Annotated in this window: 21 protein-coding genes, 1 tRNA gene and 1 pseudogene; 11 read left to right on the top strand and 12 right to left on the bottom strand. The window is 59.9% G+C overall.

Annotated features, from left to right (window positions below; all coding sequences use genetic code 11):
- Window positions 1-50 precede the first annotated feature (50 nt).
- Both KHQ24_RS00135 and KHQ24_RS00140 read left to right on the top strand, forming a co-directional pair.
- Window positions 51-683: a pyridoxamine 5'-phosphate oxidase family protein gene (locus tag KHQ24_RS00135; RefSeq protein WP_023319359.1), complete on the top strand. Its 633-nt coding sequence runs from the start codon at window positions 51-53 to the stop codon at window positions 681-683.
- Window positions 680-1,150: a DUF1348 family protein gene (locus tag KHQ24_RS00140; RefSeq protein WP_017900757.1), complete on the top strand. Its 471-nt coding sequence runs from the start codon at window positions 680-682 to the stop codon at window positions 1,148-1,150. Before KHQ24_RS00135 ends, KHQ24_RS00140 begins: the two co-directional genes overlap by 4 nt.
- A gap of 20 nt (window positions 1,151-1,170) precedes the next feature.
- On the opposite strand, the gene KHQ24_RS00145 is transcribed toward KHQ24_RS00140, so the two are convergent.
- Entirely contained in the window at window positions 1,171-1,707 is a 537-nt protein-coding gene (locus tag KHQ24_RS00145) for a carboxymuconolactone decarboxylase family protein (RefSeq protein ID WP_004205112.1), read from the bottom strand.
- A gap of 118 nt (window positions 1,708-1,825) precedes the next feature.
- Here KHQ24_RS00145 and KHQ24_RS00150 point away from each other — a divergent pair, with 118 nt between their 5' ends.
- From KHQ24_RS00150 to KHQ24_RS00160, 3 genes are all read left to right on the top strand, one after another.
- Window positions 1,826-2,731: an AraC family transcriptional regulator gene (locus KHQ24_RS00150; RefSeq protein WP_017900756.1), complete on the top strand. Its 906-nt coding sequence runs from the start codon at window positions 1,826-1,828 to the stop codon at window positions 2,729-2,731.
- A 126-nt stretch (window positions 2,732-2,857) separates the two neighbouring features.
- Window positions 2,858-3,667, top strand: a complete 810-nt coding sequence (gene nlpA, locus KHQ24_RS00155) for a lipoprotein NlpA (RefSeq protein ID WP_017900755.1) — start codon at window positions 2,858-2,860, stop codon at window positions 3,665-3,667.
- Window positions 3,668-3,691: 24 nt separating this feature from the next.
- Complete coding sequence (locus KHQ24_RS00160; RefSeq protein WP_004205109.1) at window positions 3,692-4,546, top strand: DMT family transporter; 855 nt, start codon at window positions 3,692-3,694, stop codon at window positions 4,544-4,546.
- Here KHQ24_RS00160 and KHQ24_RS00165 read toward each other — a convergent pair.
- Complete coding sequence (locus tag KHQ24_RS00165) at window positions 4,536-5,096, bottom strand: NUDIX domain-containing protein (RefSeq protein WP_017900754.1); 561 nt, start codon at window positions 5,094-5,096, stop codon at window positions 4,536-4,538. The two genes, KHQ24_RS00160 and KHQ24_RS00165, sit on opposite strands and share 11 nt — an antisense overlap.
- Window positions 5,097-5,262: 166 nt before the next feature.
- On the opposite strand from KHQ24_RS00165, the gene KHQ24_RS00170 reads away from it, so the two are divergent.
- On the top strand, window positions 5,263-6,042 hold the full coding sequence (locus KHQ24_RS00170) for an MBL fold metallo-hydrolase (RefSeq protein ID WP_004205106.1): 780 nt from the start codon (window positions 5,263-5,265) through the stop codon (window positions 6,040-6,042).
- Between the two features lie 21 nt (window positions 6,043-6,063).
- Window positions 6,064-7,017 carry a GlxA family transcriptional regulator gene (locus KHQ24_RS00175; RefSeq protein ID WP_017900753.1) on the top strand — a complete coding sequence of 318 codons (954 nt, stop codon included), beginning with the start codon at window positions 6,064-6,066 and terminating at the stop codon, window positions 7,015-7,017.
- On the opposite strand, the gene KHQ24_RS00180 is transcribed toward KHQ24_RS00175, so the two are convergent.
- The 5 genes from KHQ24_RS00180 to KHQ24_RS00200 all read right to left on the bottom strand — a co-directional run bounded on the left by KHQ24_RS00180 (window position 7,014) and on the right by KHQ24_RS00200 (window position 10,357).
- Complete coding sequence (locus KHQ24_RS00180) at window positions 7,014-8,063, bottom strand: NAD(P)-dependent alcohol dehydrogenase (protein ID WP_004205104.1); 1,050 nt, start codon at window positions 8,061-8,063, stop codon at window positions 7,014-7,016. The genes KHQ24_RS00175 and KHQ24_RS00180 overlap by 4 nt on opposite strands.
- A gap of 154 nt (window positions 8,064-8,217) precedes the next feature.
- Window positions 8,218-8,508, bottom strand: coding sequence for a putative quinol monooxygenase (locus tag KHQ24_RS00185; RefSeq protein ID WP_004205103.1), 291 nt, complete (start codon window positions 8,506-8,508; stop codon window positions 8,218-8,220).
- 1 nt (window position 8,509) lies between these two features.
- A complete protein-coding gene (locus tag KHQ24_RS00190) occupies window positions 8,510-9,517 on the bottom strand; it encodes a zinc-binding alcohol dehydrogenase family protein (RefSeq protein WP_004205102.1) in 1,008 nt (335 codons plus the stop codon).
- Window positions 9,518-9,629: 112 nt separating this feature from the next.
- Complete coding sequence (locus tag KHQ24_RS00195) at window positions 9,630-10,097, bottom strand: DUF3237 domain-containing protein (protein WP_004205101.1); 468 nt, start codon at window positions 10,095-10,097, stop codon at window positions 9,630-9,632.
- Between the two features lie 165 nt (window positions 10,098-10,262).
- Window positions 10,263-10,357 (bottom strand) — tRNA-Sec (locus KHQ24_RS00200).
- A gap of 292 nt (window positions 10,358-10,649) precedes the next feature.
- Between KHQ24_RS00200 and KHQ24_RS00205 the strand changes: the two are divergent.
- From KHQ24_RS00205 to KHQ24_RS00215, 3 genes and pseudogenes are all read left to right on the top strand, one after another.
- Window positions 10,650-12,044, top strand: a pseudogene (locus tag KHQ24_RS00205) (glycoside-pentoside-hexuronide family transporter).
- 12 nt (window positions 12,045-12,056) lie between these two features.
- On the top strand, window positions 12,057-14,375 hold the full coding sequence (gene yicI / locus KHQ24_RS00210; protein WP_032456738.1) for an alpha-xylosidase: 2,319 nt from the start codon (window positions 12,057-12,059) through the stop codon (window positions 14,373-14,375).
- Between the two features lie 158 nt (window positions 14,376-14,533).
- Window positions 14,534-15,256: a MurR/RpiR family transcriptional regulator gene (locus KHQ24_RS00215; protein WP_004205097.1), complete on the top strand. Its 723-nt coding sequence runs from the start codon at window positions 14,534-14,536 to the stop codon at window positions 15,254-15,256.
- A 614-nt stretch (window positions 15,257-15,870) separates the two neighbouring features.
- Here the strand turns inward: KHQ24_RS00215 and KHQ24_RS00220 are convergent.
- The 4 genes from KHQ24_RS00220 to KHQ24_RS00235 form a co-directional block, all read right to left on the bottom strand.
- Window positions 15,871-17,250 (bottom strand): maltose-6'-phosphate glucosidase, encoded by a 1,380-nt coding sequence (locus tag KHQ24_RS00220; protein ID WP_004205096.1) that lies wholly within the window; start codon window positions 17,248-17,250, stop codon window positions 15,871-15,873.
- 12 nt (window positions 17,251-17,262) lie between these two features.
- Window positions 17,263-18,822 (bottom strand): PTS transporter subunit EIIC, encoded by a 1,560-nt coding sequence (locus tag KHQ24_RS00225; protein ID WP_109938739.1) that lies wholly within the window; start codon window positions 18,820-18,822, stop codon window positions 17,263-17,265.
- Between the two features lie 251 nt (window positions 18,823-19,073).
- On the bottom strand, window positions 19,074-20,789 hold the full coding sequence (locus KHQ24_RS00230; protein ID WP_004205094.1) for an AsmA family protein: 1,716 nt from the start codon (window positions 20,787-20,789) through the stop codon (window positions 19,074-19,076).
- Between the two features lie 150 nt (window positions 20,790-20,939).
- Window positions 20,940-22,331 (bottom strand): nucleobase:cation symporter-2 family protein, encoded by a 1,392-nt coding sequence (locus KHQ24_RS00235; protein WP_004150226.1) that lies wholly within the window; start codon window positions 22,329-22,331, stop codon window positions 20,940-20,942.
- Window positions 22,332-22,615: 284 nt separating this feature from the next.
- Between KHQ24_RS00235 and gltS the strand changes: the two genes are divergently transcribed.
- A complete protein-coding gene (gene gltS, locus KHQ24_RS00240; protein ID WP_004901437.1) occupies window positions 22,616-23,818 on the top strand; it encodes a sodium/glutamate symporter in 1,203 nt (400 codons plus the stop codon).
- A gap of 114 nt (window positions 23,819-23,932) precedes the next feature.
- Here the strand turns inward: gltS and glpK are convergent, their stop codons facing one another.
- Window positions 23,933-25,444 (bottom strand): glycerol kinase GlpK, encoded by a 1,512-nt coding sequence (glpK, locus tag KHQ24_RS00245; protein ID WP_004873089.1) that lies wholly within the window; start codon window positions 25,442-25,444, stop codon window positions 23,933-23,935.
- Window positions 25,445-25,455: the final 11 nt, after the last annotated feature.

The raw sequence follows: 25,455 nt of genomic DNA on the forward strand, positions 1-25,455 counted from the left end.
ATCATTTTTCGCAGTACAGTCCATGATGGCGCCAGACAACAGGAGGCGCTATGGCAGCAACCTTTCTCGATATCGCCATCACCCCGGACGTGATGGATGTGCAGCATGAAATGGGCAGCGACCAGCTGTGGCAAACGCCGCATAGCCGCCGCCAGGCCGACCGCTTCGGCGACAGCGAAGCGGGGATGATCGCCACCCGCGACAGCTTCTATCTGGCGACGGTGTCGCAGAGCGGCTGGCCCTATGTCCAGCACCGCGGCGGCCCGCCGGGGTTTCTGCATCTGCTGGATGACACCACCCTGGCGATGGCGGATTTCGGCGGTAACCGTCAGTACATCACCACCGGCAACCTGCGCGGCAGCGACCGGGCCTGCCTGTTTTTGATGGATTATCCACGCCGTGCCAGGCTGAAAATCTACGCCACCGTCGAGGTCGTGGCGGCAGAGGACCACCCGCAGCTGCTGGCGCAGGTGGCGCCGGCCAACTATCGCGCCCGCATCGAGCGCCTGTTTCTCTTTCATCTGCAGGCGTTTGACTGGAACTGCCCGCAGCACATTACGCCGCGCTACAGCGCGCAGCAGGTGGCGGAGTACAGCCAGAACCTGCAGCAACGTATTCATGACCTGGAGCAGGAGAATCAGCGCCTGCAGCAGCAATTAGCCCGCAGAGGAGAGTCAGCATGACCGAACAACGTCCCCCGTTACCGCCGTTTACCCGCGACAGCGCTATCCAGAAGGTCCGCGCCGCGGAAGATGGCTGGAACAGCCGCGATGCCGAAAAGGTCGCTCTGGCCTACACCGTGGACAGCGAATGGCGCAACCGCAGCGAGTTTGTTCATGGCAGGAGGGAAATTGTCGAATTCCTGCAGCGAAAATGGCGCAAAGAGCAGCAATATCGGCTGATTAAGGAGCTGTGGGCATGGCAGGAAAATCGTATCGCCGTGCGCTTCGCCTACGAGTGGTGCGACGACAGCGGCAACTGGTTTCGCTCGTACGGCAATGAAAACTGGGAGTTTGATCAGCACGGGCTGATGCAGACGCGCTACGCCTGCATCAACGATCTGCCGATCGCTGAAAGCGAGCGCCTGTTCCACTGGCCCCAGGGGCGTCGCCCGGACGATCATCTGGGGCTCAGCGATCTGGGGCTGTAAAACCGGCGCTGCGCGACGGATTAATCGGCTTTCGGGAAGTCGACCACCGTGTCGTTAACCCGGTTCACCATGTTGGTGAACAGGATCGCGCTGATGGCGCTGATAATCTCAATCACCTGCTGGTCACTAAACCCGGCGTTGCGTAGCGCGGCGACGTCGGCTTCCGGCAGCGTACCGGTGGTGGTGACCAGAGTCTGCGCAAATTTCACCAGCGCATCAAGCTGTGTCTCTTCCGCATACGCCCCGCGGCGCAGGGCGTGGATCTGCTCGCTGCTGAAGCCGGCTTTTTTCGCCATCAGGGTGTGCGCGGCCAGGCAGTAGTCACAGCCGGTGGCTTCGCTGACTGACAGATTAATCGCCTCCAGCTGTTGGGCGCTGAGGCTGCCTTTATGGAGCATCGCATTGTGCGCCAGCGCCTGCTGCAACGCCGCCGGCGAGTGGCCGCCGATGGTCAGGTAGGCGTTTGGCACTTTGCCCATCGCTTTTTTGATCCCGGCGAAAATATCGGCGGCTTTGCCAGTGGCGTCTTGTTCACGAATATCAGCTAAACGGCTCATGGTTAACTCCTGTTGTTATCGAGGGTGTGTGTTGGCATTGGGGTCATCTTAGGCCGTTGCCGCATGCTAGACTGGCGGTCTTCGTCTCACCTTTTTGTCTTATCGTCTCAGGAGAAGCATGGACAGTCTCAGTCATCTGCTGGCGCTGCTGGCGCCGCGCTGCGAAGTGAACCTGCACTGTCGCTTCGGCGGCCGCTGGCAGGCCGGGCACCAGCAAATGCGCAGCGGCGTGGTGCCGTGGCACGTGGTGCTGCGCGGTGAGGGGCGGCTTAACGTCGGCGGCCAGACTCATCACCTGCGCGCGGGAGATGTGGTCCTCCTGCCGCACGGTTCGCCGCATCTGATGGAGAGCCTGGTGGAGTGGGGCCAGGTGCTGCCGGTAGCGCACCGGTTTAACGGCACGGTGACGGAAATGCGCGCCGGCCCGGCGGAGGGGGCGCTGGAGATGCTGTGCGGCGAATTTTATTTTGGTCCGCACGTTAGCTGGCTGTTCACTGAGGCATCGACGCTGATCCATCTCCATACCGATACGCGCGAAGACTGCCCGGAGCTGCAGCCGTTGCTTAACATACTGGTCCGCGAAAGCCTGGCGCAGCGTCCCGGCGGCAGCGCTATCGTGCGCAGCCTCGGCGATACGCTGCTGGTGCTGCTGCTGCGCATGCTGCTTGGCGAGCAGCAGCCGCCCGGCGGGCTGCTGCGTCTGATGAGCGATGAACGCCTGATGCCGGCGGTGCTGGCGGTGATGGCGACCCCGGAGCAGCCGTGGACGCTGGAAACCATGGCCGCCCGCGCCTTTCTGTCGCGGGCCACCTTTGCCCGTCATTTTGCCCGCGTTTATCACCTGACGCCGCAGGCGTGGCTGTCGCAGCTGCGAATGGCGCTGGCCGCCCGGCTGCTGCGCCTCGAGCGTCAGACCAACCTCGAGGTGATTGCCGAACGCTGCGGCTTTCAGTCGCTGGCGTCCTTCTCGAAGCGTTTCAAAATGCGCTATGGCGTGACGCCGGGCGAGTGGCGACGGGGCTAGTGCTTCGCTCTGGGGAAGATGATTTTATTTCCGGTTGCGTGGTTTGCTGTTTATTACCCCACCCGAAAGTCGCTATAGTTTTGCACGAAAAAAACAATGACAGTCAGGACGGACAGGGTGAAGAGGATGAGATTACGTTTACGTGCCGCCGCCGCGGTAATGCTGGCGGGTCTGGCGCTGGTCGGCTGCGACCAAAAGAGTAATGAAGCGAAGCACATTAAGGTCGGCGTGATTAATGGCGCTGAACAGGATGTGGCGGAAGTGGCGAAGAAGGTGGCCAAAGAGAAGTATGGTCTGGAGGTTGAGCTGGTGGGGTTCAGCGGCTCGCTGTTGCCTAACGAATCGACCAACGCCGGGGATCTGGACGCCAACGTCTTCCAGCATCGGCCTTTCCTTGAGCAGGACAACAAAGCGCATAACTACCATCTGGTGGCGGTCGGCAATACCTTCGTCTTCCCGATGGCCGGCTATTCGCGCAAGATCAAGTCAGTCGCCGAACTGAAAGACGGCGCGACGATCGCCATCCCCAACGACCCGACCAATCTCGGGCGGGCGCTGCTGCTGTTGCAAAAAGAGAAGCTGATTACCCTCAAAGCCGGCACCGGCCTGCTGCCGACGGCGGTGGATATCACCGACAACCCGCATCACCTGAGAATTATGGAGCTGGAAGGGGCGCAGCTGCCGCGCGTACTCGACGATCCTAAAGTCGACGTGGCCATCATCAGCACCACCTACCTGCAGCAAACCGGGCTGTCGCCGGTTCGCGATGGCATCTTTATCGAAGATAAAAACTCGCCCTACGTGAACATCATCGTGACCCGTGAAGACAATAAAGACGCGGAAAACGTGAAGGAGTTTATGCAGTCGTACCAGTCGCCGGAGGTGGCGAAGGCGGCTGAGACTATCTTCAACGGCGGCGCGGTGCCGGGCTGGTAAGCCAACACACAGGGAGAGGCGCGTATGGTTCGCCAACGGCAGGCTGACCTGCTGCTGATTGCCGCGACGGTGATTGCCGCCTGCGGCTGGATTTTTTCCCGCGAGGCGATCGCCGGCATGCCGGTATTCGCGTTCCTTGGGCTGCGCTTTTTTTTCGCCGCGCTGCTACTGCTGCCATTCTGCCGCGGGTTTCGCCCGCAAAAGCAGCACTGGCCAAAGCTCATCATCAGCGGGCTGTGGTTTGCGCTCAACCTCTGCCTGTGGATCTACTCGGTCTCCACGACGGCGTCGCTCGGCGAAGGGGCGTTTATTATGAGCCTGTCGATGATGTTCGTCCCGCTGACCGCGTGGGTGATGATGAAGGTGCGTCCGCCTCGGGCCTGGTGGGAGTGCCTGCCGATCGCGGTGGTTGGCCTGGGGCTGCTCAGTCTGCATATGCCGATAGCCTTCCACCCCAGCCAGGGCTGGTTTTTGCTGACGGCGCTGGTGCAGTCGATCTGGTTCTGTTACACCAGCCGCTGCGCGCGTGAAGTGCCGCTGATCCCCCTGACCACCGTGCAGCTGGCGATCACTGGTATCGTCGGGTTGACCATCTCCGCTGCCGTTGAACGCTGGGACCAGCCGATGACCCTACCGACCTTCGGCTGGCTGGTGGCCAGCATTGTCATCGCCACCAGCCTGCGCTTCGGTCTGCAGATGAAGGGGCAAAAGTACGCGGCGGTGGCCAGCGCGGCGATCATTATGGTGCTCGAACCGCTGCTGACGGTCATTGCCGCCGCGCTGTGGTACGGCGAACAGCTGCCGCTGCAGAAAATTATCGGCGGCGTGCTGATCCTCGTGGCCCAGCTGTGGTTCCGCTGGCGAATGCTTAAGCCGTAGCCTGCCCGGTGCGCGGCTGCGCCATCAATTGCAGCAGCGGCACCAGCGACAGCCCGTCCGGCATTTCGCCGCGGGCGATCAGCTGGTTTATCTCCTCAAAGGTAAACCAGCCGGTTTCCATTACCTCATCCTGAGCCGCATCCATCCCCACCCAGCGTAAACCGGTAGCCAGCCAGGTGATAAACAGCTGATCGCTGCTGCCGTAGGAGGGGTTGAAGCGAATGATCTCCTCGACGCGTTGCGCCTGCCAGCCGGTCTCTTCCCGCAGCTCGCGCAGCGCGGCCGCCGCCGGATCTTCCCCTTCGTCAACGCCGCCTGACGGAATGGCCCACACTACCTTGTCGATCAGGTAGCGGTAGTGGCGAATCAGCAGCACTTTGCCCTCCTGGATAGCCACAACCCCCACCGCCGGGCGGGGATAGTGAATGGCGTAAAAGTCGCGGCGCTCGCCGGGGGCGATATCAATACCCACCTTGCGCATGCTGAACCACGGCGTCTCGGCGATGACCTGCGGGTCGTGCATATCGGCGGCGGTCAGTTTTTTCTTCATCCTGCCACTCCTGTCAAAAATGGAGCCTTCAGAACAACATAGCCGGAGACGGATAGCAATCGCCGCAGGTTGGCCCGATTTCATCGATCCTTGCCCAAATGCCCCTATTGCGCCAGGCTGGTACTCAGTACGATGTTCGTCAAATCACCCCCTGAGGAACGCCGACATGAACATCACCCATATCCGTAACGCGACCCAGATTATTGACTACGCCGGGAAAAAGTTTCTGATCGATCCGATGCTGGCGGACAAAGGCGCCTGGCCGGGATTTCCGGGCACCGCGCGCAGCGAGCTGCGCAACCCGCTGGTGGCCTTGCCTTTTTCCCGCGATAACATTATCGACGTTGACGCAGTGATCGTCACCCATACCCATGACGATCACTGGGACGAGGCGGCGATCGCCGCGATCCCGAAAACCCTGCCGGTGTTCGTCCAGCACGAGGCCGACGGTGCGCTGCTGCGCAGCCAGGGATTCCAGGATATCCGCCTGCTGACGGCAGACAGCGAATTTGCCGGCGTGCGCCTGCTGAAAACCACCTCCGGCCAGCACGGCAGCGATCGCACCTACGCGGTGCCGGCGATGGCCGAACGCCTGGGCGAGGCCTGCGGCGTGCTGTTTCGCCATCCGCAGGAGAAGACGCTGTGGCTGGTGGGGGATACCATCTGGCGTGATGAAATTGCGGCCGACCTGCTGAAGCTGCGTCCGGACGTGGTGGTCCTCAACGCCGGCTACGCCCACGTCATCGGCTTTGGCCCGATTATCATGGGCAAAGAGGATCTCCTGAACGTACACTTCACCCTGCCGGAAGCGAAAATCATGGCTATCCACCTGGAGGCGGTCAACCACTGCCTGGTGAGTCGGGAAGAGATGCGCCAGTATGCGCTGGATAATCAGATTGCCGAGGTCGTGTGTATCCCGCAGGATGGGGAAACCGTGGTTTATTAACGTGCGCAAGGGGAAGGAACGATGAAGCTCACCGACGTGGCGATTGTTGCCGTAGAGGGCTTTAGCCCGTTTCATTACGCCGTTCCCTGCATGCTGTTTGGCGATTCGGTCTCTGAAAACAAACGCTTTAATCTGCACATTTGCGCCGAGCGACCGGGGCTGCTGCGCGCCCGCGACGGCTTCGCGCTGTACGCCAGCGGCGATTACGCCGTCCTGGAACAGGCGGATATCGTGGTGGTGCCTTACTGGGGCGAGGTCGACCGGCGCCCGCCGCAGGCGCTGCTTGATAGCCTGGTGCGGGCCCGGAATAACGGCGCGGAAATCGTCGGTCTGTGCCTGGGCGCGTTCGTCCTTGGCTACGCCGGGCTGCTGGACGGGAAACGCGCGGCGACCCACTGGGAGTTTGAGCAGGATTTTCAGCGCCGGTTTCCGCAGGTGCGGCTGGATATCAACGCCCTGTACGTCGATGACCAGCGGATCATTACTTCAGCGGGCACCGCGGCGGCGCTCGACTGTTGCCTCTACATTATCCGCCAGCGTTACGGCAGCCTCGCGGCCAACCAGATCGCCCGGCGGCTGATTGTTTCGCCGCACCGCGAGGGCGGCCAGGCGCAGTTCATCGCTCAGCCGGTGCCGAAAAATACCCGCGATGCGCGAATCAACTGCCTGCTGGATTATCTGCAGCAGCATATTGCCGAGCCGCATAATCTCGATTCGCTGGCCCGGGTGGTGGCGATGAGCCGCCGCAGCCTGACCCGCCACTTCGCCCGGGCGACCGGGATGAGCATCACCGACTGGCTGACCGCCGAACGCCTGCGCCGCAGCCAGAGCCTGCTTGAGGCGGGGGATCTGCCGGTCGAGCAGGTGGCGGAGGCGGTGGGTTATCTCTCTGCCGTCACCTGGCGTCAGCAGTTTAAGGCGCGCTTTGGCGTCAGTCCGGCCGAATGGCGGCGTACCTTTCGCCGCGGCGCTTAGCCGCCGAGGGTCGCGCTGTCGATCACGAAGCGGTATTTCACGTCACCCTTGACCATTCTTTCCCAGGCTTCGTTGATCTCATCGCCGCGGATCAGTTCGATATCGGCGACGATGCCGTGTTCAGCGCAGAAGTCGAGCATCTCCTGGGTTTCCGCGATCCCGCCAATCATCGACCCGGCAATCGACCGGCGACGGATGATCAGATTGAACACTTCCGGCGACGGATGCGGTGTGGCCGGCGCGCCTACCAGCGTCATCGTGCCATCGCGCTTCAGCAGCGTGGTGAAGGCATCGAGATTATGCGGCGCCGCCACGGTGTTGAGGATGAAATCGAAGCTTTTGACGTGGGCCGCCATTTCCTCTTCGTTACGCGACACCACCACTTCATCAGCGCCTAGCGCTCTGGCCGCATTACGCTTGGATTCGGAGGTGGTAAAGGCCACCACGTGGGCCCCCATGGCGTGGGCCAACTTGATTCCCATATGCCCAAGGCCGCCAATGCCGACCACGCCGACTTTTTTACCCGGCCCGGCGTGCCAGTGGCGCAGCGGCGAGTAGGTTGTGATCCCGGCGCACAGCAGCGGCGCGACGGCGGCCAGCTGCGCTTCGGGATGAGTTATCCGCAGCACGTAGTGTTCTTTGACCACGATCTGCTGTGAATAGCCGCCCAGGGTGTGGCCCGGCGCGTCCTGGGTCGGTCCGTTGTAGGTCAGCACCATATGGTCGCAGTAGTTCTCCAGCCCTTCAGCGCACTCCTCGCACTGTTGACAGCTATCGACCATGCAGCCGACGCCCACCAGATCGCCGACGGCGTAGCGCGAGACGGCCTCGCCGACCGCGGTGACCCGGCCCACAATTTCATGCCCCGGCACGCAGGGGTAGAGCGTTCCGGCCCATTCCGATCGCGCCTGGTGGAGATCGGAGTGGCAGACGCCGCAGTAGGCGATGGCGATCTGCACATCCTGCGGCCCCGGTTCGCGGCGGGTGATGGCCATTGATTCCAGCGGTTGGCTGGCGGAGTAGGTACCTATAGCGTTGATCAGCATAGCGAAACCTCTTGATTATATCGGTGTTAAAACGGGCGGACGGAGGTGAGCGTTTTTTGCGCGGTAAGGATAAGCGTAGCCTGGAGCGCCCGGGATGCGAGACGGGTAGCTCAAAGCGTTAAAACCGCTCCTCACCGGGTGAGGAGCAGACTTTTCAGGGGGCGACTGGCGTCAGATAGTCCAGGCGCAGTGGCTCGGCGAGCAGGGAATCCATCTCGCCAATAAAGGCCTGAAAGTAGGGTTGGTCGATATGCTCATCCAGCGCCTGCTGGTCACGCCAGGACTCCCGCATGTAGAAGGTATCCGGCGCGTCGCGCAGCTGGAACAGCGCGTAGTCAAGATTGCCCGGCTCTTGTCTCGTCGGCAGGAGCAGACCCTGCAGGACCTTGCGCAGCGCGTCCGTTTGGCCTGGTTTCGCCTTGAGCACGGCGAGAAGGGTTATCATCTTAAAATCCCTCCAGCACAATCTTGCCCACTGCGCGTCCGGTTTCCAGCTGGCGATGCGCTTTCTGCAGATTGTCGGCGGTGATAGCGCCGTAGTGTTCGCCGAGTGTGGTTTTGATCGTGTGGTTGTCGATCAGGGCCGCCACGCGGGTTAGCAACTGATGCTGGGCGATCATGTCATCCGTCTCAAACATTGAGCGGGTGAACATAAATTCCCAGTGCAGGGACAGGCTTTTGGCTTTCAGCGGCACCACGTCCAGGGTCTCCGGGTCATCAATCAGCGCCAGCTTGCCCTGCGGGGCGAGGGCGTCGATCAGCGCGTTGAAGTGCTGGTCGGTGTTGGTCAGGCTGGCGACATGGGTCACCGCGTTGATGCCGATGCGCGCCAGCTCGTCGGAGAGCGGCTTGCTGTGATCGATAACATGGTGCGCGCCCGCCTCGCGGACCCAGCGTTGGCTCTCCGGACGCGAGGCGGTGCCGATCACCGTCATGGCGGTCAGTTTGCTGGCCAGCTGGGTCAGGATCGACCCTACGCCGCCCGCCGCGCCGACGATCAGCAGCGTGTCGCCCGCGTTGCCGCCTTCCGTGACGCCAAGACGGTGAAACAGCAGCTCCCAGGCGGTGATAGCCGTCAGCGGCAGCGCGGCGGCGGAGGCGTTATCGAGGGTGCGCGGTTTGTGGGCCACCAGGCGCTCATCCACCAGCTGATATTCACTGTTGCTGCCGGCCCGGCCCAGGGCGCCGGCGTACCAGACCTCATCGCCTGGTGCGAACAGCGTCACTTCCTCACCGACGGACTGCACCACGCCAACGGCGTCCCAGCCCAGCACCCGCGGCGTGTCGCCCTGGAAGCCGGCGCGCACTTTGGTGTCCACCGGATTGACCGAGACCGCCTTCACGGCAACCAGCAGGTCACGCCCGTGGGCGGAAGGGACCGGCAGGTCGATCTCGGTTAAAAAAGGGATATTGTCGCCGTCAGCGGCGGCTTGAGTAATGGCGATAGCTTTCATAACTGCTCCGGTCTGTGAATCGGGTGAATAAAGCGATGACGCGATAGTAGACCGGCGCCGGGAGGGGAAAAACGGGTTAACGGCAATAACAGTTATATGCAGAAAGTGAAAATCAGCCCACCTGATAGAAATCGAGCATCACCCCATCCTGAGTACGTCCGCCCGCGCAGATAAACAGCGAGGTGGTTAGCCAGCTGAGCGCGGGGGTATCCACCTCGAAGGTGGGGACGGTGCGAAAATAGATTTCTTCCGGCGGAATAGTGCTAAAAAAGCGCATATCGTCGGCGAACAGCTGGTCATGATAGCGGGCCGGCACCCGGCGAATACCGTTGTTTTCCACGTACACCGTTCCTTCCTCCACCTGCAGGGCATAGCGGGCGGATAGCCTGCACGTGCCGTCGGGCTCGATAATCTGGCTGTCGACGCCGCCGGGCAGCACGTGGCCGCGAAGTTGACCCGAAACGCTGCCCCCGAGAATCGGGATCAGCTGGCGCTTGCCGGTTTGCGGACTGCGGGAAACGATTATCGGTTTATCAACCTGGATGGTAATGGAAAAACAGTGTCTCAGTTCGGGGGTCATCATGGCTCTCCTGTTTCGGTTGGCAACGGCACGCGGCCTTTGCGCCAGTGTAACGGGTTCGCAGGAGACAAAATAACGCAGAGTTTGGATGAAAATGATTGACTGGGATGATGGGTTTTGCGGCTCAGTTTGGTATGGCGTGGCGGTGGAGGAGCAGAGGCAAACTGGCGGAAGATCACAGGAGTTGAACCTGCCCGGGACCGCTGGCGGCCCCAACTGGATTTGAAGTCCAGCCACCTCACCGGAGATGACGATCTTCCGCGCCTCGATTGCTACATGGAGGCGGGGCGCATTATAGCTACTTTCAGCCGTTTACCACATACCTGAACGCACTTTTTTACTGTTAAAACTGGACTTTGCAGAACAGTCTGAAACAAATCCGTTCAAAATCCATGGGTTACACTTTTTCATACGCTTTCAGGCTACCGCGATCACAGAAAACAAGAAACGTAATCTGATAACGAGATATCGCAATTCATCTTCCTGCGGCAAAGGTTTACAAGAAATGTAACCGGTACCAATCCGTGGCGCCGCTAAGGGAATTGTGCCCATATGAAAGATCATATTTTGTCCGTCAAAGAGAAAATTGGCTACGGCATGGGTGACGCCGCCAGCCACATCATTTTTGATAACGTTATGTTGTATATGATGTTTTTCTACACCGATATCTTCGGCATCCCCGCTGGTTTTGTCGGCACCATGTTCCTGCTGGCGCGCGCGCTGGATGCGATCTCCGACCCGTGCATGGGCCTGCTGGCCGACCGTACCCGCAGCCGCTGGGGTAAGTTCCGCCCGTGGATCCTCTTCGGCGCCATTCCGTTCGGCCTCGTCTGCGTACTGGCCTACAGCTCGCCGGACTTAAGCCACCACGGCAAGCTGATCTACGCTGCGGTAACCTAGACGCTGCTGACCCTGCTCTACACCGTGGTGAATATCCCTTACTGCGCGCTCGGCGGCGTGATCACCGACAACCCGACACAGCGCATCTCCCTGCAGTCCTGGCGCTTTGTGCTGGCGACGGCAGGCGGCATGCTCTCCACCGTGCTGATGATGCCGCTGGTCAACGTTATCGGCGGAGATGACAAAGCGCTTGGCTTCCAGGGCGGCATCGCGGTGCTGTCGGCGATCGCCTTCCTGATGCTGGCCTTCTGCTTTTTTACCACCAAAGAGCGTGTCGAAGCGCCGCCGAGCAGCACCTCGATGCGCGAAGATTTGCGCGATATCTGGCGCAATGACCAGTGGCGAGTGGTTGGCGTGCTCACCATTCTCAATATCCTCGCGGTCTGCGTTCGCGGCGGCGCGATGATGTACTACACCACCTGGATCATGGGCTCGGCGGCGCTGTTCACCGTCTTCCTCACCACCTACTGCGTCGGCAACCTGATTGGCTCGGCGCTGGCGAAACCGCTGACCGACTGGAAATGCAAAGTCAGCGTCTTCTGGTGGACCAACGCCATCCTGGCGGTGCTCAGCGTGGCGATGTTTTTCGTACCGATGAATGCCGAAATCACCATGTTCGTCTTTATCTTCGCCATTGGCGTACTGCACCAGCTGGTGACGCCAATCCAGTGGGTGATGATGTCCGACACCGTCGACTACGGCGAATGGTGCAACGGCAAACGCCTGACCGGCATCAGCTTTGCCGGCACCCTGTTTGTGCTCAAGCTGGGTCTGGCGCTGGGCGGCGCGCTCATCGGCTGGATGCTGGCCGGCGGCGGTTACGACGCCGCAGCCAAAACCCAGAACGGCGCCACCCTCACCATTATTATCGCCTTGTTCACCCTCGTTCCGGCGGTGTGTTACCTGCTGAGCGCGGCGATCGCCAAACGCTTCTACACGCTGAAAACGCCGTTCCTGAAAAAAATGATGGCCGAGCTGGCCGAGGGCGCGCGTCGTAATGAACAAGATTTCGCAACAGCCCCGATTGACAAAGAATGGCAAAACTAAGAGGACGTTTTAATGAAAATCAGTGATGGAAACTGGCTCATTCAACCAGGGCTAACCCTGATCCAACCCGTACAGGTTTATGAGGTGGAGCAGCAGGGGAATGAAATGGTGGTCTATGCCGCGCCGCGCGATGTCCGCGAACGTGCCTGGCAGCTGGATACGCCGTTATTCACCCTGCGCTTTTTCTCCCCGCTGGAAGGGGTGATTGGGGTGCGTATGGAGCACTTCCAGGGCGCGCTGGATAACGGTCCGCACTACCCGCTGAACGTGCAGAACGACGTCAATGTCACCATAGAGGATACGGCCGAATTCGCCGAGCTGAAAAGCGGTAGCCTTAGCGTGCGCGTTACTAAAGGCGAATTCTGGGCGCTGGATTTTCTGCGCGACGGCGTGCGTATCACCGGTAGTCAGCTGAAAAACAACGGCTACGTGCAGGATAGTCAGACCCAGCGCAATTATCTGTTTGAGCGCCTCGACCTCGGTGTCGGCGAAACCGTCTACGGTCTCGGCGAGCGCTTTACCGCCCTGGTGCGCAACGGCCAGACGGTAGAAACCTGGAACGAAGACGGCGGCACCAGCACCGAGCAATCCTATAAAAACATTCCGTTCTACCTGACCAACCGCGGCTACGGCGTGCTGGTCAATCACCCGCAGCGCGTCTCCTTCGAGGTGGGCTCAGAGAAGGTCTCGAAAGTCCAGTTTAGCGTGGAAGGTGAATACCTTGAGTACTTCGTGATCGATGGCCCGACGCCGAAAGCGGTGCTCAACCGCTATACGCAGCTCACCGGTCGCCCGGCGCTGCCGCCGGCATGGTCGTTTGGTCTGTGGCTGACCACCTCGTTCACCACCAACTATGACGAAGCGACGGTGAACCGCTTTATCGACGGCATGGCCGAGCGCCAGCTGCCGCTGCACGTCTTCCATTTCGACTGTTTCTGGATGAAGGCCTTCCAGTGGTGCGATTTCGAATGGGATCCGCTGACTTTCCCGGACCCGGAAGGGATGATCAAGCGCCTGAAGGCGAAAGGGCTGAAGATCTGCGTGTGGATCAATCCGTATATCGGCCAGCGCTCGCCGGTGTTCAAGGAGCTGAGAGAGAAGGGCTATCTGCTGAAGCGCCCGGACGGTTCGCTGTGGCAGTGGGATAAGTGGCAGCCTGGGCTGGCGATATATGACTTCACCAACCCGGAAGCCTGTCAGTGGTACGCCGACAAACTCAAAGGCCTGGTGGCGATGGGCGTCGACTGCTTCAAGACCGACTTCGGCGAACGCATCCCGACCGATGTGCAGTGGTTTGATGGTTCTGACCCGCAGAAAATGCACAACCATTACGCCTTCATCTATAACGAACTGGTGTGGAACGTGCTGAAAGAGACCGTCGGCGAGAAAGAAGCGGTGCTGTTCGCTCGCTCCGCCTCGGTGGGCGCACAGCAGTTCCCGGTGCACTGGGGCGGCGACTGCTACGCCAATTACGAATCGATGGCGGAAAGCCTGCGCGGCGGGTTGTCGATCGGCATGTCTGGCTTCGGTTTCTGGAGCCACGATATCGGCGGTTTCGAGAATACCGCCCCGGCCCACGTCTACAAGCGCTGGTGCGCCTTCGGCCTGCTTTCCAGCCACAGCCGCCTGCACGGCAGTAAATCCTATCGTGTGCCATGGGCCTACGACGAAGAGTCCTGCGACGTGGTGCGCCACTTCACGCAGCTGAAATGCCGCATGATGCCCTATCTCTATCGTCAGGCGGCATTGGCCAATGAGTACGGCACCCCGATGCTGCGCGCGATGATGCTCGAGTTCCCGGACGATCCGACCTGCGACTATCTCGACCGCCAGTACATGCTGGGTGATTCAGTGCTGGTCGCGCCGGTGTTCTCCGAAGCGGGCGATGTGCAGTTTTATCTGCCGGAAGGGCGCTGGACGCATCTGTGGCATAACGATGAATTGCCGGGTAGCCGCTGGCATAAGCAGAATCATAATGCGCTGAGCCTGCCGGTCTACATTCGCGACAATACTCTGCTGGCGCTGGGCAACAATGACCAGAAACCCGATTATGCCTGGCATGAAGGCACCGCCTTCCAGCTGTTCCACCTCGAAGAGGGGCGCGAGGCGCGCTGTCAGGTTCCGGCGGCGGACGGTTCCACGATCTTCACCCTGAAGGCGAAGCGCCAGGGCAACACCATCGCCGTGAGCGGCGAAGGCGAAGCCCGCGGCTGGACGCTGTGCCTGCGCAATATCCAGCAGATAGCCGGCGTTCAGGGCGGCACGCAGACCGGCAGCGAATGGGGTGTGGTGGTGAGCGCCCAGGGCAATACGCTGACGATTACGTTGTAAAAGACTGCGTTAACGGCAGAGACCCTCTTCGCCTGGCGGAGAGGGTTTTTTATTCCATTTTTGTACAAAAAGTAATATTCATTTCAGTCTGGTGACTCAGGCCGCAGACGCCGTTGCTGAACGGTGATAGCGTATTCTGCCGCTGAGAGGAGCCCGCCATGGACGTAGAAAATATCTTTCGTGACGTGAAGCTAAGCAAAACGGAAATGACCGTGCTGCGCTTTATCCAGAACGACCCGGAGCAGTGTATCCGCCAGGGGGTCCGCGCCGTGGCGGAGCAGTGCTACAGTAATCCCTCCTCGCTGGTACGGCTGGCGAAAAAGCTTAAGTTCAGCGGCTGGCTGGAGCTGGTCTATTTCATCAAGTTCAATATCACCATGCCGAAGCTCGATGTCACCAACGATATCGACTATATGAGCATTCAGCCGGCGGAGGCGCTGACGCCACTGCTGGCAAGCCTCGCGCAGCAGCGCGTCCTGATCCACGGCAGCGGCTTTTCGCAGCTGATCGCCCAGTATATTTATAACAAGTTTCTCGTCACTGGGGTGAATGCCAGCCTGGCGCTGTGGCCGGATTACGAAATTCTTGAACAGAAAAACGCCGCTCGCTTCGACTCCATCTGGATCATTTCGAAATCCGGGCGCAGCAGCTCAGCGCTTAACTGGGTGAAGGCCCTGGAGGGGAAGGAGATCAACCTGGTCTGCTTTACCGGTGATTATCAGAGCCCGCTGGCGCAGGCTGCAGATACGGCGTTTATTATTCACGACCCGCAGAAGTTTGACGATGATATTTACTGGAGCAACCCGTTTTTCGGCTACTGCATCTTAGGCTTTGAGCGGCTACTGAAGATGTGGTTTACCCGCGTACGGAGCAATAGCTAGACCCGCTAAGCGCGGTGCGAGCGGGGGAGTTCCCGGATGGCGGCTGGCGCCTTATCCGGGCTACCGGGTGATGCAGCTATTTGTCGGGTGGCGGCCTACGCCTGACCCGACCTACATAAAATCATAACCGCTCCGTTCGTAGCCCCGCTAAGCGCGGTGCGAGCGGGGGAGTTCCCGGATGGCGGCTGGCGCCTTATCCGGGCTACCGGGTGATGCAGCTATTTGTCGGGTGGCGGCTTACGCCTGACCCGACCTACATAAAATAATAACCGCTCTGTTCGTAGCCCCGCTAAGCGTAGCGCAAGCGGGGGGAGTTCCCGGATGGCGGCTGGCGCCTTATCCGGGCTACCGGGTGATGCAGCTATTTGTCGGGTGGCGGCTTACGCCTGACCCGACCTACATAAAATAATAACCGCTCCGTTCGTAGCCCCGCTAAGCGCGGTGCGAGCGGGGGAGTTCCCGGATGGCGGCTGGCGCCTTATCCGGGCTACCGGGTGATGCGGCTATTTGTCGGGTGGCGGCTTACGCCTGACCCGACCTACATAAAATCATAACCGCTCCGTTCGTAGCCCCGCTAAGCGTAGCGCAAGCGGGGGAATCCCATCGGCAGCAGGTTACCGCCAGGCGGCGAACTGCTCATCGTCGAGGTAGGCCTCGACCAGGGTTTTCGCCAGCGACCAGGAACCGATCAGCGGGTGCGCCATCAGCGCCCGCACCGCCAGCGACTTATCCTGCTGCAGGATCGCCGCAACCGCCAGCCGCTCATACTCTTTCACGCAGGAAATCATATTTTTCTGCGCCGTCGGCACCTTCACCGGCGTTACCGGCTTGAGACCCTCCCGGCTCAGGTCGCAGCTGATCTCAATCACGTCGTCAGGGCGCAAAAAGTCGAGCGTGCCATTATTCTGGATCGACACCACGATCCGCTTGGTGGTGGTGCTGTTCACCGCTTCCAGAATATCCAGCGCCACCCCGGCATAGCCGCCGGTGTCCGGCTCTTCGATAAACTGCCGCAGCGTCAGCGGCTCGCGGGTATGAAATTTCTCCTGACGGGATTCGTTCTGCATATAGCTGTTTTCCCGGCGAAGGTAGTGTTGCATCCAGATATTGAAGGCGGCTTCCGGCTGCGTTCTGGCATCCACGGTGCGCAGCGCCTGGCGCATCTCCTGATTGATACGGGCGATCTGCTCCCCGCGCGTTTCGCCTGCCCCCTGAATCGCCTTCAGCGCCTCGTCGCGATAGTAATAATAATAGAGATATTCGTTGAGTAACTGGTTATCGCACAGCCGCACCAGTTCGGGTGAGAAATACTGCATCGCGGTCTTCTGGTACAGCGCCGGGCTGGCGATCAGCCGCTCGGTCACCGCTTCCCCGCGCACGGTGAAGTGGGTAAACCAGGAGAAATGGTTCAGCCCATAGCATTCCACGCTCAGGTCGCGCTCCTCACAGCCGAGGATCGCCGGCAGCTCACGAATCAGCTCGGAGGGGGCATCGCAGATCCCGTAGACCCGACGCTTAAAGCCGGACTTAACGATCGCTTCCGTCACCAGGCCTGAGGGGTTGGTAAAGTTAAACAGAATGGCGTCTTCGGCGGCATGCGCTTCGATCAGCCGGCAATAGTCGAGGATCGCCGGGATCGAACGCATGGCCATCGCGAAGCCGCCGGCGCCGGTGGTCTCCTGGCCGAGGGTGTTATGTTGCAGCGCAATGCGCTCGTCGCGAATACGGCTTTCATCACCACCGACCCGCAGGGTGGTAATAATATAATTAGCGTTTTGCAGCGCCGCGACCGGGTCGGTGGTGGTCGTGAAATGAATATCCGGGCGAATGGTCGTAAATACATAGCGGGCAATTTCGCCGAATATCGCCAGATTATCTGCAGAGTTATCGAGAAAAACCACCTCCGTTAAACCAATGCGGTGAGCATTATATGCCAGAGATTTCGCTAAAAATGCAGAGCGAACGCCGCCCCCGCCTAATACGGTTAATTTCATACAAACTCCTCATTAATTTTCTGCTAACCAGTTATCAACCCGGGAACGTACCTGTCCCACTTTTACGCCATAAATAACCTGAACCTCATTGCGATTGCGCACTACGCCGTTGGCGCCGGTATTTTTTAATTGCGCGTCATCAACCCGGGCCATATCGCGCACGGCCACGCGCAGGCGGGTAAAACAATTATCGACGGAGAGAATATTCTCCTTGCCCCCGAGACCGCGGATAATGTCATCGGTGACCGACTGCGGCTGCGCGACTTTCTGGCGATACTCCGCTTTGCTGTAGAGCTTCACGTTCTCGTCATCTTCCCGGCCCGGCGTTTTCAGATTCAGCTTCACCACCAGAGTGCGGAAAATCACGTAGTAGACGGCGAACTGGCCGATACCGATAAGGACATATCCCGGCCAGCGCGTTAAGGAGACCGGTAGCGGCAGGTTATAGATCAGAAATTCGATCAGGCCCGAGGCTCCCCAGGGGCGTACGGTGAAGAGGTCGCATATGGCCTGCGAGGCGGCGGTTAACGTCGCATGGATCACCCACAGCAGCGGCGAGACAAACAAGAAGGTGAACTCAATCGGCTCGGTGATGCCAGTCAGCATCGAGGTGATAATTGCCGGCAGCAGAATCGCCTTGGCCATCACTTTTTTCTCCGGCTTCGCGGTGTGGTAGAACGCCAGCGAGGCGCCGGCCAGGCCGAAGATGGTGGTCATCCCTTGCTGCGAGAAGCGTAGGGCCTCATTCATCACCGGGGTCAGATCCGGATGGCGCATATAGGCGAGAAAAATGGCCTGGGTACCGGAGACCACCTGACCGTCCACGTTCAGGGTGCCGCCAATCTGGGTGAGCTGGAAGGGTGACCAGACAAAATGGTGCAGGCCGGTCGGGATAAGAAATTTTTCAAAGAAACCATAGACGAAGACCCCGGCGACCCCGGCATTTTTCATAAAGCCGGTGAGGGTGGAGATGCCGTGGGTCATAAACGGCCAAAGCCAGGTAAAGGCGATGGCGTAGAAGATAACCACCGGCGTCATCGCCACCAGCGTCAGCTTGGCGCCGCCGTACATCGACAGCGCGCCGGGCAGCTCAATGGTAGAAACTTTATTGTGCACCCACGCGATAGTGCAGCCGAGAATAATGCCAAGGAAAACGCCCATATCCACCACTACAAAGCCCAGCAGTTGGGTTTGCCCGGTGCCATAATATTCACCGTTAATTTTTTCGGCGAGTCCGTGGGTGTGTTCCAGCCAGGAGTGGTTGGCGCCAAGAAACATAATGAAGCACATCACCGCAACCAGCGCGACTTCGGTTTTTTTATCTTTTGCCAGGCCATAGCTAATACCGACGCAAAATAATAAGCCGAGGTTGCCAAATAGAGGCCAAAAGGTGTCGCCGAGCATCTGCCCAAGCTGGTGCAGGAAACTGGTTTCAGCTATTAATGTCGGATTAGTTAATACTGAACTGAGGGCCAGAATTAAGCCAATGACCGGCAAGAACAATACGGCGCCGATCATGGCCCGGGAGAATTTTTGCATATTCTCCAGAATACGCTGACGTATTTCAGGCATGATTGATCCTTTTATATTTTTGTAGGTACAGGGAGCGGTTTGTTTTTATTGACTTCCAGTATTTTGGTTATAGCAACTCTGATATTTGAAAGGAACCAGTAGCGGTAAATAGGCACAGATAGCCGCTTATTGCACACAGGTTTCAGAATGCTTGCAGACCCCCTCCCTGAAAGGGAAAGGGCGTAGCCAGAGCGGAGTGTTTGCAGAGAAGCGTTCCCTCTCCCCGTGGGGGAGAGGGGGATGGGGCATCGCTAGGGCGTGACGGGAGTGGGCGCTGGCGCGGCGGGGGCGGTATTGACCTCGCCGTTGCGCATCGTTTGCGCCACCTGCTGTTTCTCCATATTCACGGCGCTAAGCTGTGCGTTGACCGTCGGCTTGAGCGGGGCATCGGCCTGCACGCTGCCGCTGGCGGTCAGCTGGAGGTTACCATCCCCGCTAATGGGGAGCGAAGGCCAGCCCCAGGCCTGCAGAATATTCAGCGGCACGCCGCGGCCGTTCAGGCTCAGATTGACCTGGCGCTGCGGCAGCTGGGATACGGCGGCGGTGGCCTGCAGAATGCCGCGCTCGGTGAAGGCGCTGAGCTCAGTGATATTGACCGTCGACGCCGTGGCGCTCAGCTTGAGTGAAGGGCGACGCACGTCAATTCGGTTAAAGGTCGCCGCCGCGGCGTTCAGCGTCGCGCTACCGTTCCACACCCCCCAGCTGCCGTTTTTCACCAGCTGAAGCTCGCCGCCATAGCCATCGAGAGCGGTAATCTGCCATGGGAAGGCTGGGTCCACATCGATGATCAGGTTGCGGCTGGCGCTGAATTTTTTCAGCGTCAGGCTTTGCAGCCAGGCCGGCAGCGGGGCCATCCACAGTGGCTTCCAGTTCGCCGGCAGCGTGTACTCCAGCCCGGCGAAGGCGGTGTCGTCAAGCACCAGCGCGTTACCGGCGCGCAGCCAGTTGCCGGAGGTGCGCACCATGCCGCCCTCCCAGCGCGAGGAGAACTGGCGCAGGGCAATACCCTGGGGTGAAAATTCGGCATTCAGGATCGGGTCGAAAAAGTGCAGCGAGCCGTAGATAAATTCGCTGGCATTCATCGACAGCGTGCCGTCCTGGCTCTGCCAGCCGCCGTGACTGAGCGTCAGGTTGCGCAGGCTCAGGTCGAGATCGGTTACCGCCCAGTCCGGCCCCTGCAGGCGGGCGTCGGTGATATCCAGGCGGCCAATCTGCAGAGAGGGGACCGTGGTTAACGGCGCGAAAAAGTCGGCCAGCGAGGCGGCGCTCTGCAGTCGGATCTCATTGAGCTGCAGGTTATCCACCAGCCAGCTGCCGTCGGCGCTGCGTTTCGCATTGCCGGTTAAGGTGCCGCGGGCGACATCGGCGCCGAGGGTGGAGAGGGTGACCTCGCCCTGATCAATCTTGCCCTGAATCAGAACATTGCTGGCTTCGACGCCATTGAGCGTCATCGAGCCCGCGCTCATCTGGATCTGCGCCGTTTTCCCCAGCACATTGCCTGCCTCCGGCGCCCACGGGCTAACGCCGCCAGTGACGCGCTGCGCACTGAGCGCCCAGCCGGTTTCCGGACTATTGAAGGCCATATTGCGCAACATTAGCCGGTCTGCAGCGAACGGCAGGTCGGCAGAGTGGGGTGACAGATTCAGGGTGCCGTCGTTAAGGACAATCTCATCCGCATGCAGCGGGTCGCTAAACTGGCGGGTGCTGAAGCCAATATCGACCGTTTTCGCCACCAGGGTTGCCGGCTTGCCTTCCCGGCCAAAGGTGACGTTTTGCAACTGCACATGAAGAGGGGAGGAGAAATCGTGGTCCATCGCATCGAAGGAGACCTGCCAGCCGGTGCCATTGCTGAGCCAGGCGCTGGCCTGGCGGGCGCCCCAGTGGGTTTGCAGCAGGAACCACGCGCCAACGATGACGAGCAGCAGAGCGACTAGCAGCCAGAGAATCAGCTTTCCAAGAAATTTCATGGTCTTCCATTCTGTGAGATGCACATAACCGTGTTATGCCCGATTTATGCGCACTTCTCAAGGCAGGCGTGGTTTATTTCCGTGACGGGGCAGACGGTGGAGGGCAGCGCCAGGGTGCCCCGGCCGATGGCACGACCGGGACGCGTTAAATCAGGCTTTTTCTGGCGGGAAAATTAAATTCAGAACAATCGCCGTGATACCGCCGGCGGCGATACCGGAGGAGAGCAGATTCTTCAGCCAGTCCGGCGCGAACTGCAGGATCAACGGCTGCTGCGACACGCCGAGGCCCACCGCCAGCGACAGGGCGATAATCAGGATCGCCCGGCGATTCAGCGGCTCGCGGGAGACGATGCGCACGCCGGACGCGGCGATGGTGCCGAACATCACCAGCGTGGCGCCGCCGAGCACTGGCTCAGGGATATGCTGTACGAAGCCGCTCACCGCCGGGAACAGCCCGAGGACGATCAGCATCAGCGCCACCACAAAGCCGACGTAGCGGCTGGCGACGCCGGTCAGCTGGATCACGCCGTTGTTCTGGCCGAAGCAGGAGTTCGGGAAGGTGTTGAAGACCGCGGACACAAAGGAGTTGAGGCCGTTAGCCAGCACGCCGCCTTTCAGGCGCTTCATATACAGCGGACCCGAGACCGGCTGTTCGGAGACGTCGGAGGTGGCGGTGATATCGCCGATGGTTTCCAGGGAGGTGATCATAAACACCAGCATCAGCGGCAGCAGCAGGCTCCAGTCAATGCCGAGGCCATAGTAGAGCGGCGTCGGGACGGTGATGAGGCTGCTGTTGGTCGGGGCGGTGTTGGCCGGCAGCATATCGAGGAACCACGCCGCCAGATAGCCCGCCGCCATGGCAATCACCAGCGAAGCGATGCGCAAATAGGGATTACGCTGGCGGTTGAGAATGATGATCAGCGCCAGCACGATGCCCGCCAGCAGCAGGTTCTTCGGCGCGCCGAAGGTATGGTCGGCCATCGCCGCGTAGCCGCCGCCGATGGAGGTCAACCCAACCTGAATCAGCGACAGGCCGATGATCATCACCACCACGCCGGAGACCAGCGGGGTAATGATGCGGCGCGCGAGGTGCAGGACGCGGGAGAGGACCATTTCCGTGCAGCTGGCCAGCATCAGGGTGCCGAACAGGGCGGCCATCATCGTCGGGACGTCGGCGCCGCCGGTTTTCAGCGCGGTGCCGCCCATGATCAGCGGGGCGACAAAGTTGAAGCTGGTGCCCTGGATGGAGAGCAGTCCGGAACCGACCGGGCCCCAGGCTTTGATCTGAATAATGGAGGCCACGCCGGAGGCGAACAGCGACATGCTGATGATATGTTGGGTATCTTGCGCCGGGAGACCGAGAGCCTGGCAGATTAATAGCGCCGGGGTGATCACCGCGACAAACATCGCCAGCAGGTGCTGGAAGGCGGCGAACAGGGTTTGCGGTAGGGGCGGGCGATCTTCGAGGCGGTAAATTAATTCGCTGGCTGGTTTATGCGCAACCGGTTGCGCATTTTCTGACTCTGCGGTGTTAACGGACATCACAAGCAATCCCAAGGTGGCAAAGCGGGAATTTTATCGGACTGTAGACCAAAAGCAAACGTTTGCCAGCGTTTGCCCATAAAAATTTATGCTGTGAATATGCGCAACGAGATTATTAACATTTTGTATGCTAAATCGCATCATTCAGGATACAAAATATCTTTTTCTGTCATTTTTTCCGCCGTTCTGCGTAAAATCCCCCTCTGCCTCCTCATGAAGAGAAGCTAAAGACACCAGGAATATCGTCGCGTGTGAATGGATCATGCGCCCATAAGGAGCTTTTTATGTTTCATCTCGATACCTTATCGACGCTCGTTGCCGCAACGCTTGTGCTATTACTCGGCAGAAAACTCGTCCAAACCGTACCCCTCCTCAAGAAATACACCATTCCTGAACCTGTTGCCGGCGGTCTGCTGGTGGCGCTGGCGCTGCTGGTGCTGAAAAAAAGTATGGATATCGATATTGATTTCGATATGAGCCTCAAAGATCCGCTGATGCTGGCGTTCTTCGCCACCATCGGTCTGAACGCCAACCTGGCCAGCCTGCGGGCGGGCGGCAAGGTGCTGGGTACCTTTCTGATTGTGGTGGTTGGTCTGTTGCTGCTGCAGAACGCCCTCGGTATCGGCATGGCGAAGCTGTTGGGCCTGGATCCGCTGATGGGTCTGCTGGCCGGTTCTATTACCCTTTCCGGCGGCCACGGCACCGGGGCGGCATGGAGCAAGCTGTTCGTTGAGCGCTATGGTTTTGCCAACGCCACCGAGGTGGCGATGGCCTGCGCGACTTTCGGCCTGGTGCTCGGCGGCCTGATCGGCGGCCCGGTGGCGCGTTACCTGGTGAAACACTCTTCCTCGCCGGACGGGACGCCGGACGATCAGGTGGCGCCGACCGCCTTCGAAAAGCCGGACGTGGGGCGGGTGATCACCTCGCTGGTGCTGATCGAGAGTATCGCCCTGATCGCCATCTGTCTGACGGTGGGCAAGGTGGTTGCGCAACTGCTGGCGGGCAGTGTCTTTGAATTGCCGACCTTTGTCTGCGTGCTGTTTATCGGCGTGATCCTCAGCAACAGCCTGGCGCTGGCGGGGCTGTATCGGGTGTTCGATCGCGCGGTGTCGGTGCTGGGCAACGTCAGCCTGTCGCTGTTCCTCGCCATGGCGCTGATGAGCCTCAAGCTCTGGGAACTGGCTTCTCTGGCGCTGCCGATGATTATTATCCTGGCGGTGCAGGCGGTAGCGATGGCGCTGTATGCAGTGTTCGTCACCTATCGGATGATGGGTAAAAACTACGATGCCGCGGTGCTGGCAGCCGGGCATTGCGGGTTTGGTCTGGGGGCAACGCCGACGGCGATCGCCAATATGCAGGCAATTACCGACCGTTTCGGCCCGTCACATATGGCCTTCCTGGTGGTGCCGATGGTGGGGGCGTTCTTTATCGATATCGTCAACGCGCTGGTGATTAAGCTGTACCTGTTGCTGCCGATATTTGGTTGATAAAAAACCCGGAGGCGGTGCTGCGCACCTGTCCGGGCTACAAGATCGTGCTGTTTGGGGTTTTGTAGCCCGGCTAAGGCGTTTACGCCGCAAGCCGGGAATACCTCCACAATCTTACGCTTCGTCGTGCTCTTCCCACGCTAACGCGCGTTTTACCGCTTTCTTCCAGCCGCTGTAACGATAGTTACGCTCGGTGGTTTCAATCCCCGGGCGGAATTCACGCTCAATCACCGCTTTTTCCTGCAGCTCATCGAGGTTCTGCCAGAAGCCGACCGCCAGACCGGCCAGATAGGCGGCGCCCAGGGCTGTCACTTCGCGCACTTCCGGACGCTCCACGCGGGTGCCGAGGATATCGGACTGGAACTGCATGAGGAAGTTGTTGGCCACCGCGCCGCCATCCACGCGCAGCGCATGCAGACGGATACCGGAGTCAGCCTGCATCGCTTCCAGCACGTCGCGGGTCTGATAGGCGATGGACTCCAGCGTCGCACGGATAATGTGGTTCGAGTTCACGCCACGGGTGAGGCCGAAAATCGCGCCGCGGGCATAGGGGTCCCAGTACGGCGCGCCAAGACCGGTGAACGCAGGCACGACGTACACGCCGTTGGTGTCCTTCACTTTGGTGGCGAAGTACTCGGAATCGAACGCATCGCTGATGAGCTTCATCTCGTCGCGCAGCCACTGAATGGAGGCGCCAGCCATAAACACCGCCCCTTCCAGTGCGTAGTTCACCTCGCCGCGCGGACCGCAGGCGATGGTGGTCAGCAGACCGTGAGTGGAGGTCACCGCTTTTTCGCCGGTGTTCATCAGCATAAAGCAGCCGGTGCCGTAGGTGTTTTTCGCCATCCCTTCCTTGACGCACAGCTGGCCGAACAGGGCCGCCTGCTGGTCACCGGCGATCCCGGCGATAGGAATGCGGGTCCCGCCTTTACCACCGATGTTGGTCTGGCCGTACACTTCGGACGACTTGCGTACTTCCGGCAGCATGGCGCGCGGAATATCCAGCGCGTCGAGCATCTTGTCGTCCCAGTCCAGGTCGTGGATGTTGAACAGCATGGTACGCGAGGCGTTGGTGTAGTCGGTGACGTGCACGCGACCCTGGGTCATCTTCCAGATAAGCCAGGTGTCCACGGTGCCGAACAGCAGCTCACCGCGCTTCGCACGCTCACGGGAACCTTCGACATGGTCGAGGATCCATTTCACCTTGGTGCCGGAGAAGTAGGGGTCCACCACCAGGCCAGTGGCCTTGCGGATATACTCCTCCATCCCGTCACGCTTGAGCTGCTCGCAGATCTCGGCGGTGCGGCGGCACTGCCAGACGATGGCGTTATAGATCGGTTTGCCGGTCTCGCGCTCCCACACCACCACGGTCTCACGCTGGTTGGTGATACCGATGGCCGCGATCTGATCGGAGTTGATATCCGCTTTGGCCAGCGCTTCGACCAGCGTCGAGCTTTGGGACGCCCAGATTTCCATCGGGTCGTGTTCAACCCAGCCTGGCTTAGGATAAATTTGTTCGAATTCTCGCTGGGAGACGCTGACGATATTGGCATCATGATCCATCACAACGGCCCGGGAGCTGGTAGTGCCCTGGTCAAGCGCAACGATATATTTTTTGTCGGTCATAGTCGGTGTCC

Origin of the sequence: Klebsiella sp. 54, assembly GCF_018223875.1 — a bacterium.
GTDB classification, from domain to species: domain Bacteria; phylum Pseudomonadota; class Gammaproteobacteria; order Enterobacterales; family Enterobacteriaceae; genus Klebsiella; species Klebsiella quasipneumoniae.

Coding starts and splice junctions, on each gene's coding strand:
- KHQ24_RS00135 (WP_023319359.1), top strand. CDS start 51: ATGGCAGCAACCTTTCTCGATATCGCCATCACCCCGGACGTGATGGAT.
- KHQ24_RS00140 (WP_017900757.1), top strand. CDS start 680: ATGACCGAACAACGTCCCCCGTTACCGCCGTTTACCCGCGACAGCGCT.
- KHQ24_RS00145 (WP_004205112.1), bottom strand. CDS start 1,707: ATGAGCCGTTTAGCTGATATTCGTGAACAAGACGCCACTGGCAAAGCC.
- KHQ24_RS00150 (WP_017900756.1), top strand. CDS start 1,826: ATGGACAGTCTCAGTCATCTGCTGGCGCTGCTGGCGCCGCGCTGCGAA.
- nlpA (WP_017900755.1), top strand. CDS start 2,858: ATGAGATTACGTTTACGTGCCGCCGCCGCGGTAATGCTGGCGGGTCTG.
- KHQ24_RS00160 (WP_004205109.1), top strand. CDS start 3,692: ATGGTTCGCCAACGGCAGGCTGACCTGCTGCTGATTGCCGCGACGGTG.
- KHQ24_RS00165 (WP_017900754.1), bottom strand. CDS start 5,096: ATGAAGAAAAAACTGACCGCCGCCGATATGCACGACCCGCAGGTCATC.
- KHQ24_RS00170 (WP_004205106.1), top strand. CDS start 5,263: ATGAACATCACCCATATCCGTAACGCGACCCAGATTATTGACTACGCC.
- KHQ24_RS00175 (WP_017900753.1), top strand. CDS start 6,064: ATGAAGCTCACCGACGTGGCGATTGTTGCCGTAGAGGGCTTTAGCCCG.
- KHQ24_RS00180 (WP_004205104.1), bottom strand. CDS start 8,063: ATGCTGATCAACGCTATAGGTACCTACTCCGCCAGCCAACCGCTGGAA.
- KHQ24_RS00185 (WP_004205103.1), bottom strand. CDS start 8,508: ATGATAACCCTTCTCGCCGTGCTCAAGGCGAAACCAGGCCAAACGGAC.
- KHQ24_RS00190 (WP_004205102.1), bottom strand. CDS start 9,517: ATGAAAGCTATCGCCATTACTCAAGCCGCCGCTGACGGCGACAATATC.
- KHQ24_RS00195 (WP_004205101.1), bottom strand. CDS start 10,097: ATGACCCCCGAACTGAGACACTGTTTTTCCATTACCATCCAGGTTGAT.
- yicI (WP_032456738.1), top strand. CDS start 12,057: ATGAAAATCAGTGATGGAAACTGGCTCATTCAACCAGGGCTAACCCTG.
- KHQ24_RS00215 (WP_004205097.1), top strand. CDS start 14,534: ATGGACGTAGAAAATATCTTTCGTGACGTGAAGCTAAGCAAAACGGAA.
- KHQ24_RS00220 (WP_004205096.1), bottom strand. CDS start 17,250: ATGAAATTAACCGTATTAGGCGGGGGCGGCGTTCGCTCTGCATTTTTA.
- KHQ24_RS00225 (WP_109938739.1), bottom strand. CDS start 18,822: ATGCCTGAAATACGTCAGCGTATTCTGGAGAATATGCAAAAATTCTCC.
- KHQ24_RS00230 (WP_004205094.1), bottom strand. CDS start 20,789: ATGAAATTTCTTGGAAAGCTGATTCTCTGGCTGCTAGTCGCTCTGCTG.
- KHQ24_RS00235 (WP_004150226.1), bottom strand. CDS start 22,331: ATGTCCGTTAACACCGCAGAGTCAGAAAATGCGCAACCGGTTGCGCAT.
- gltS (WP_004901437.1), top strand. CDS start 22,616: ATGTTTCATCTCGATACCTTATCGACGCTCGTTGCCGCAACGCTTGTG.
- glpK (WP_004873089.1), bottom strand. CDS start 25,444: ATGACCGACAAAAAATATATCGTTGCGCTTGACCAGGGCACTACCAGC.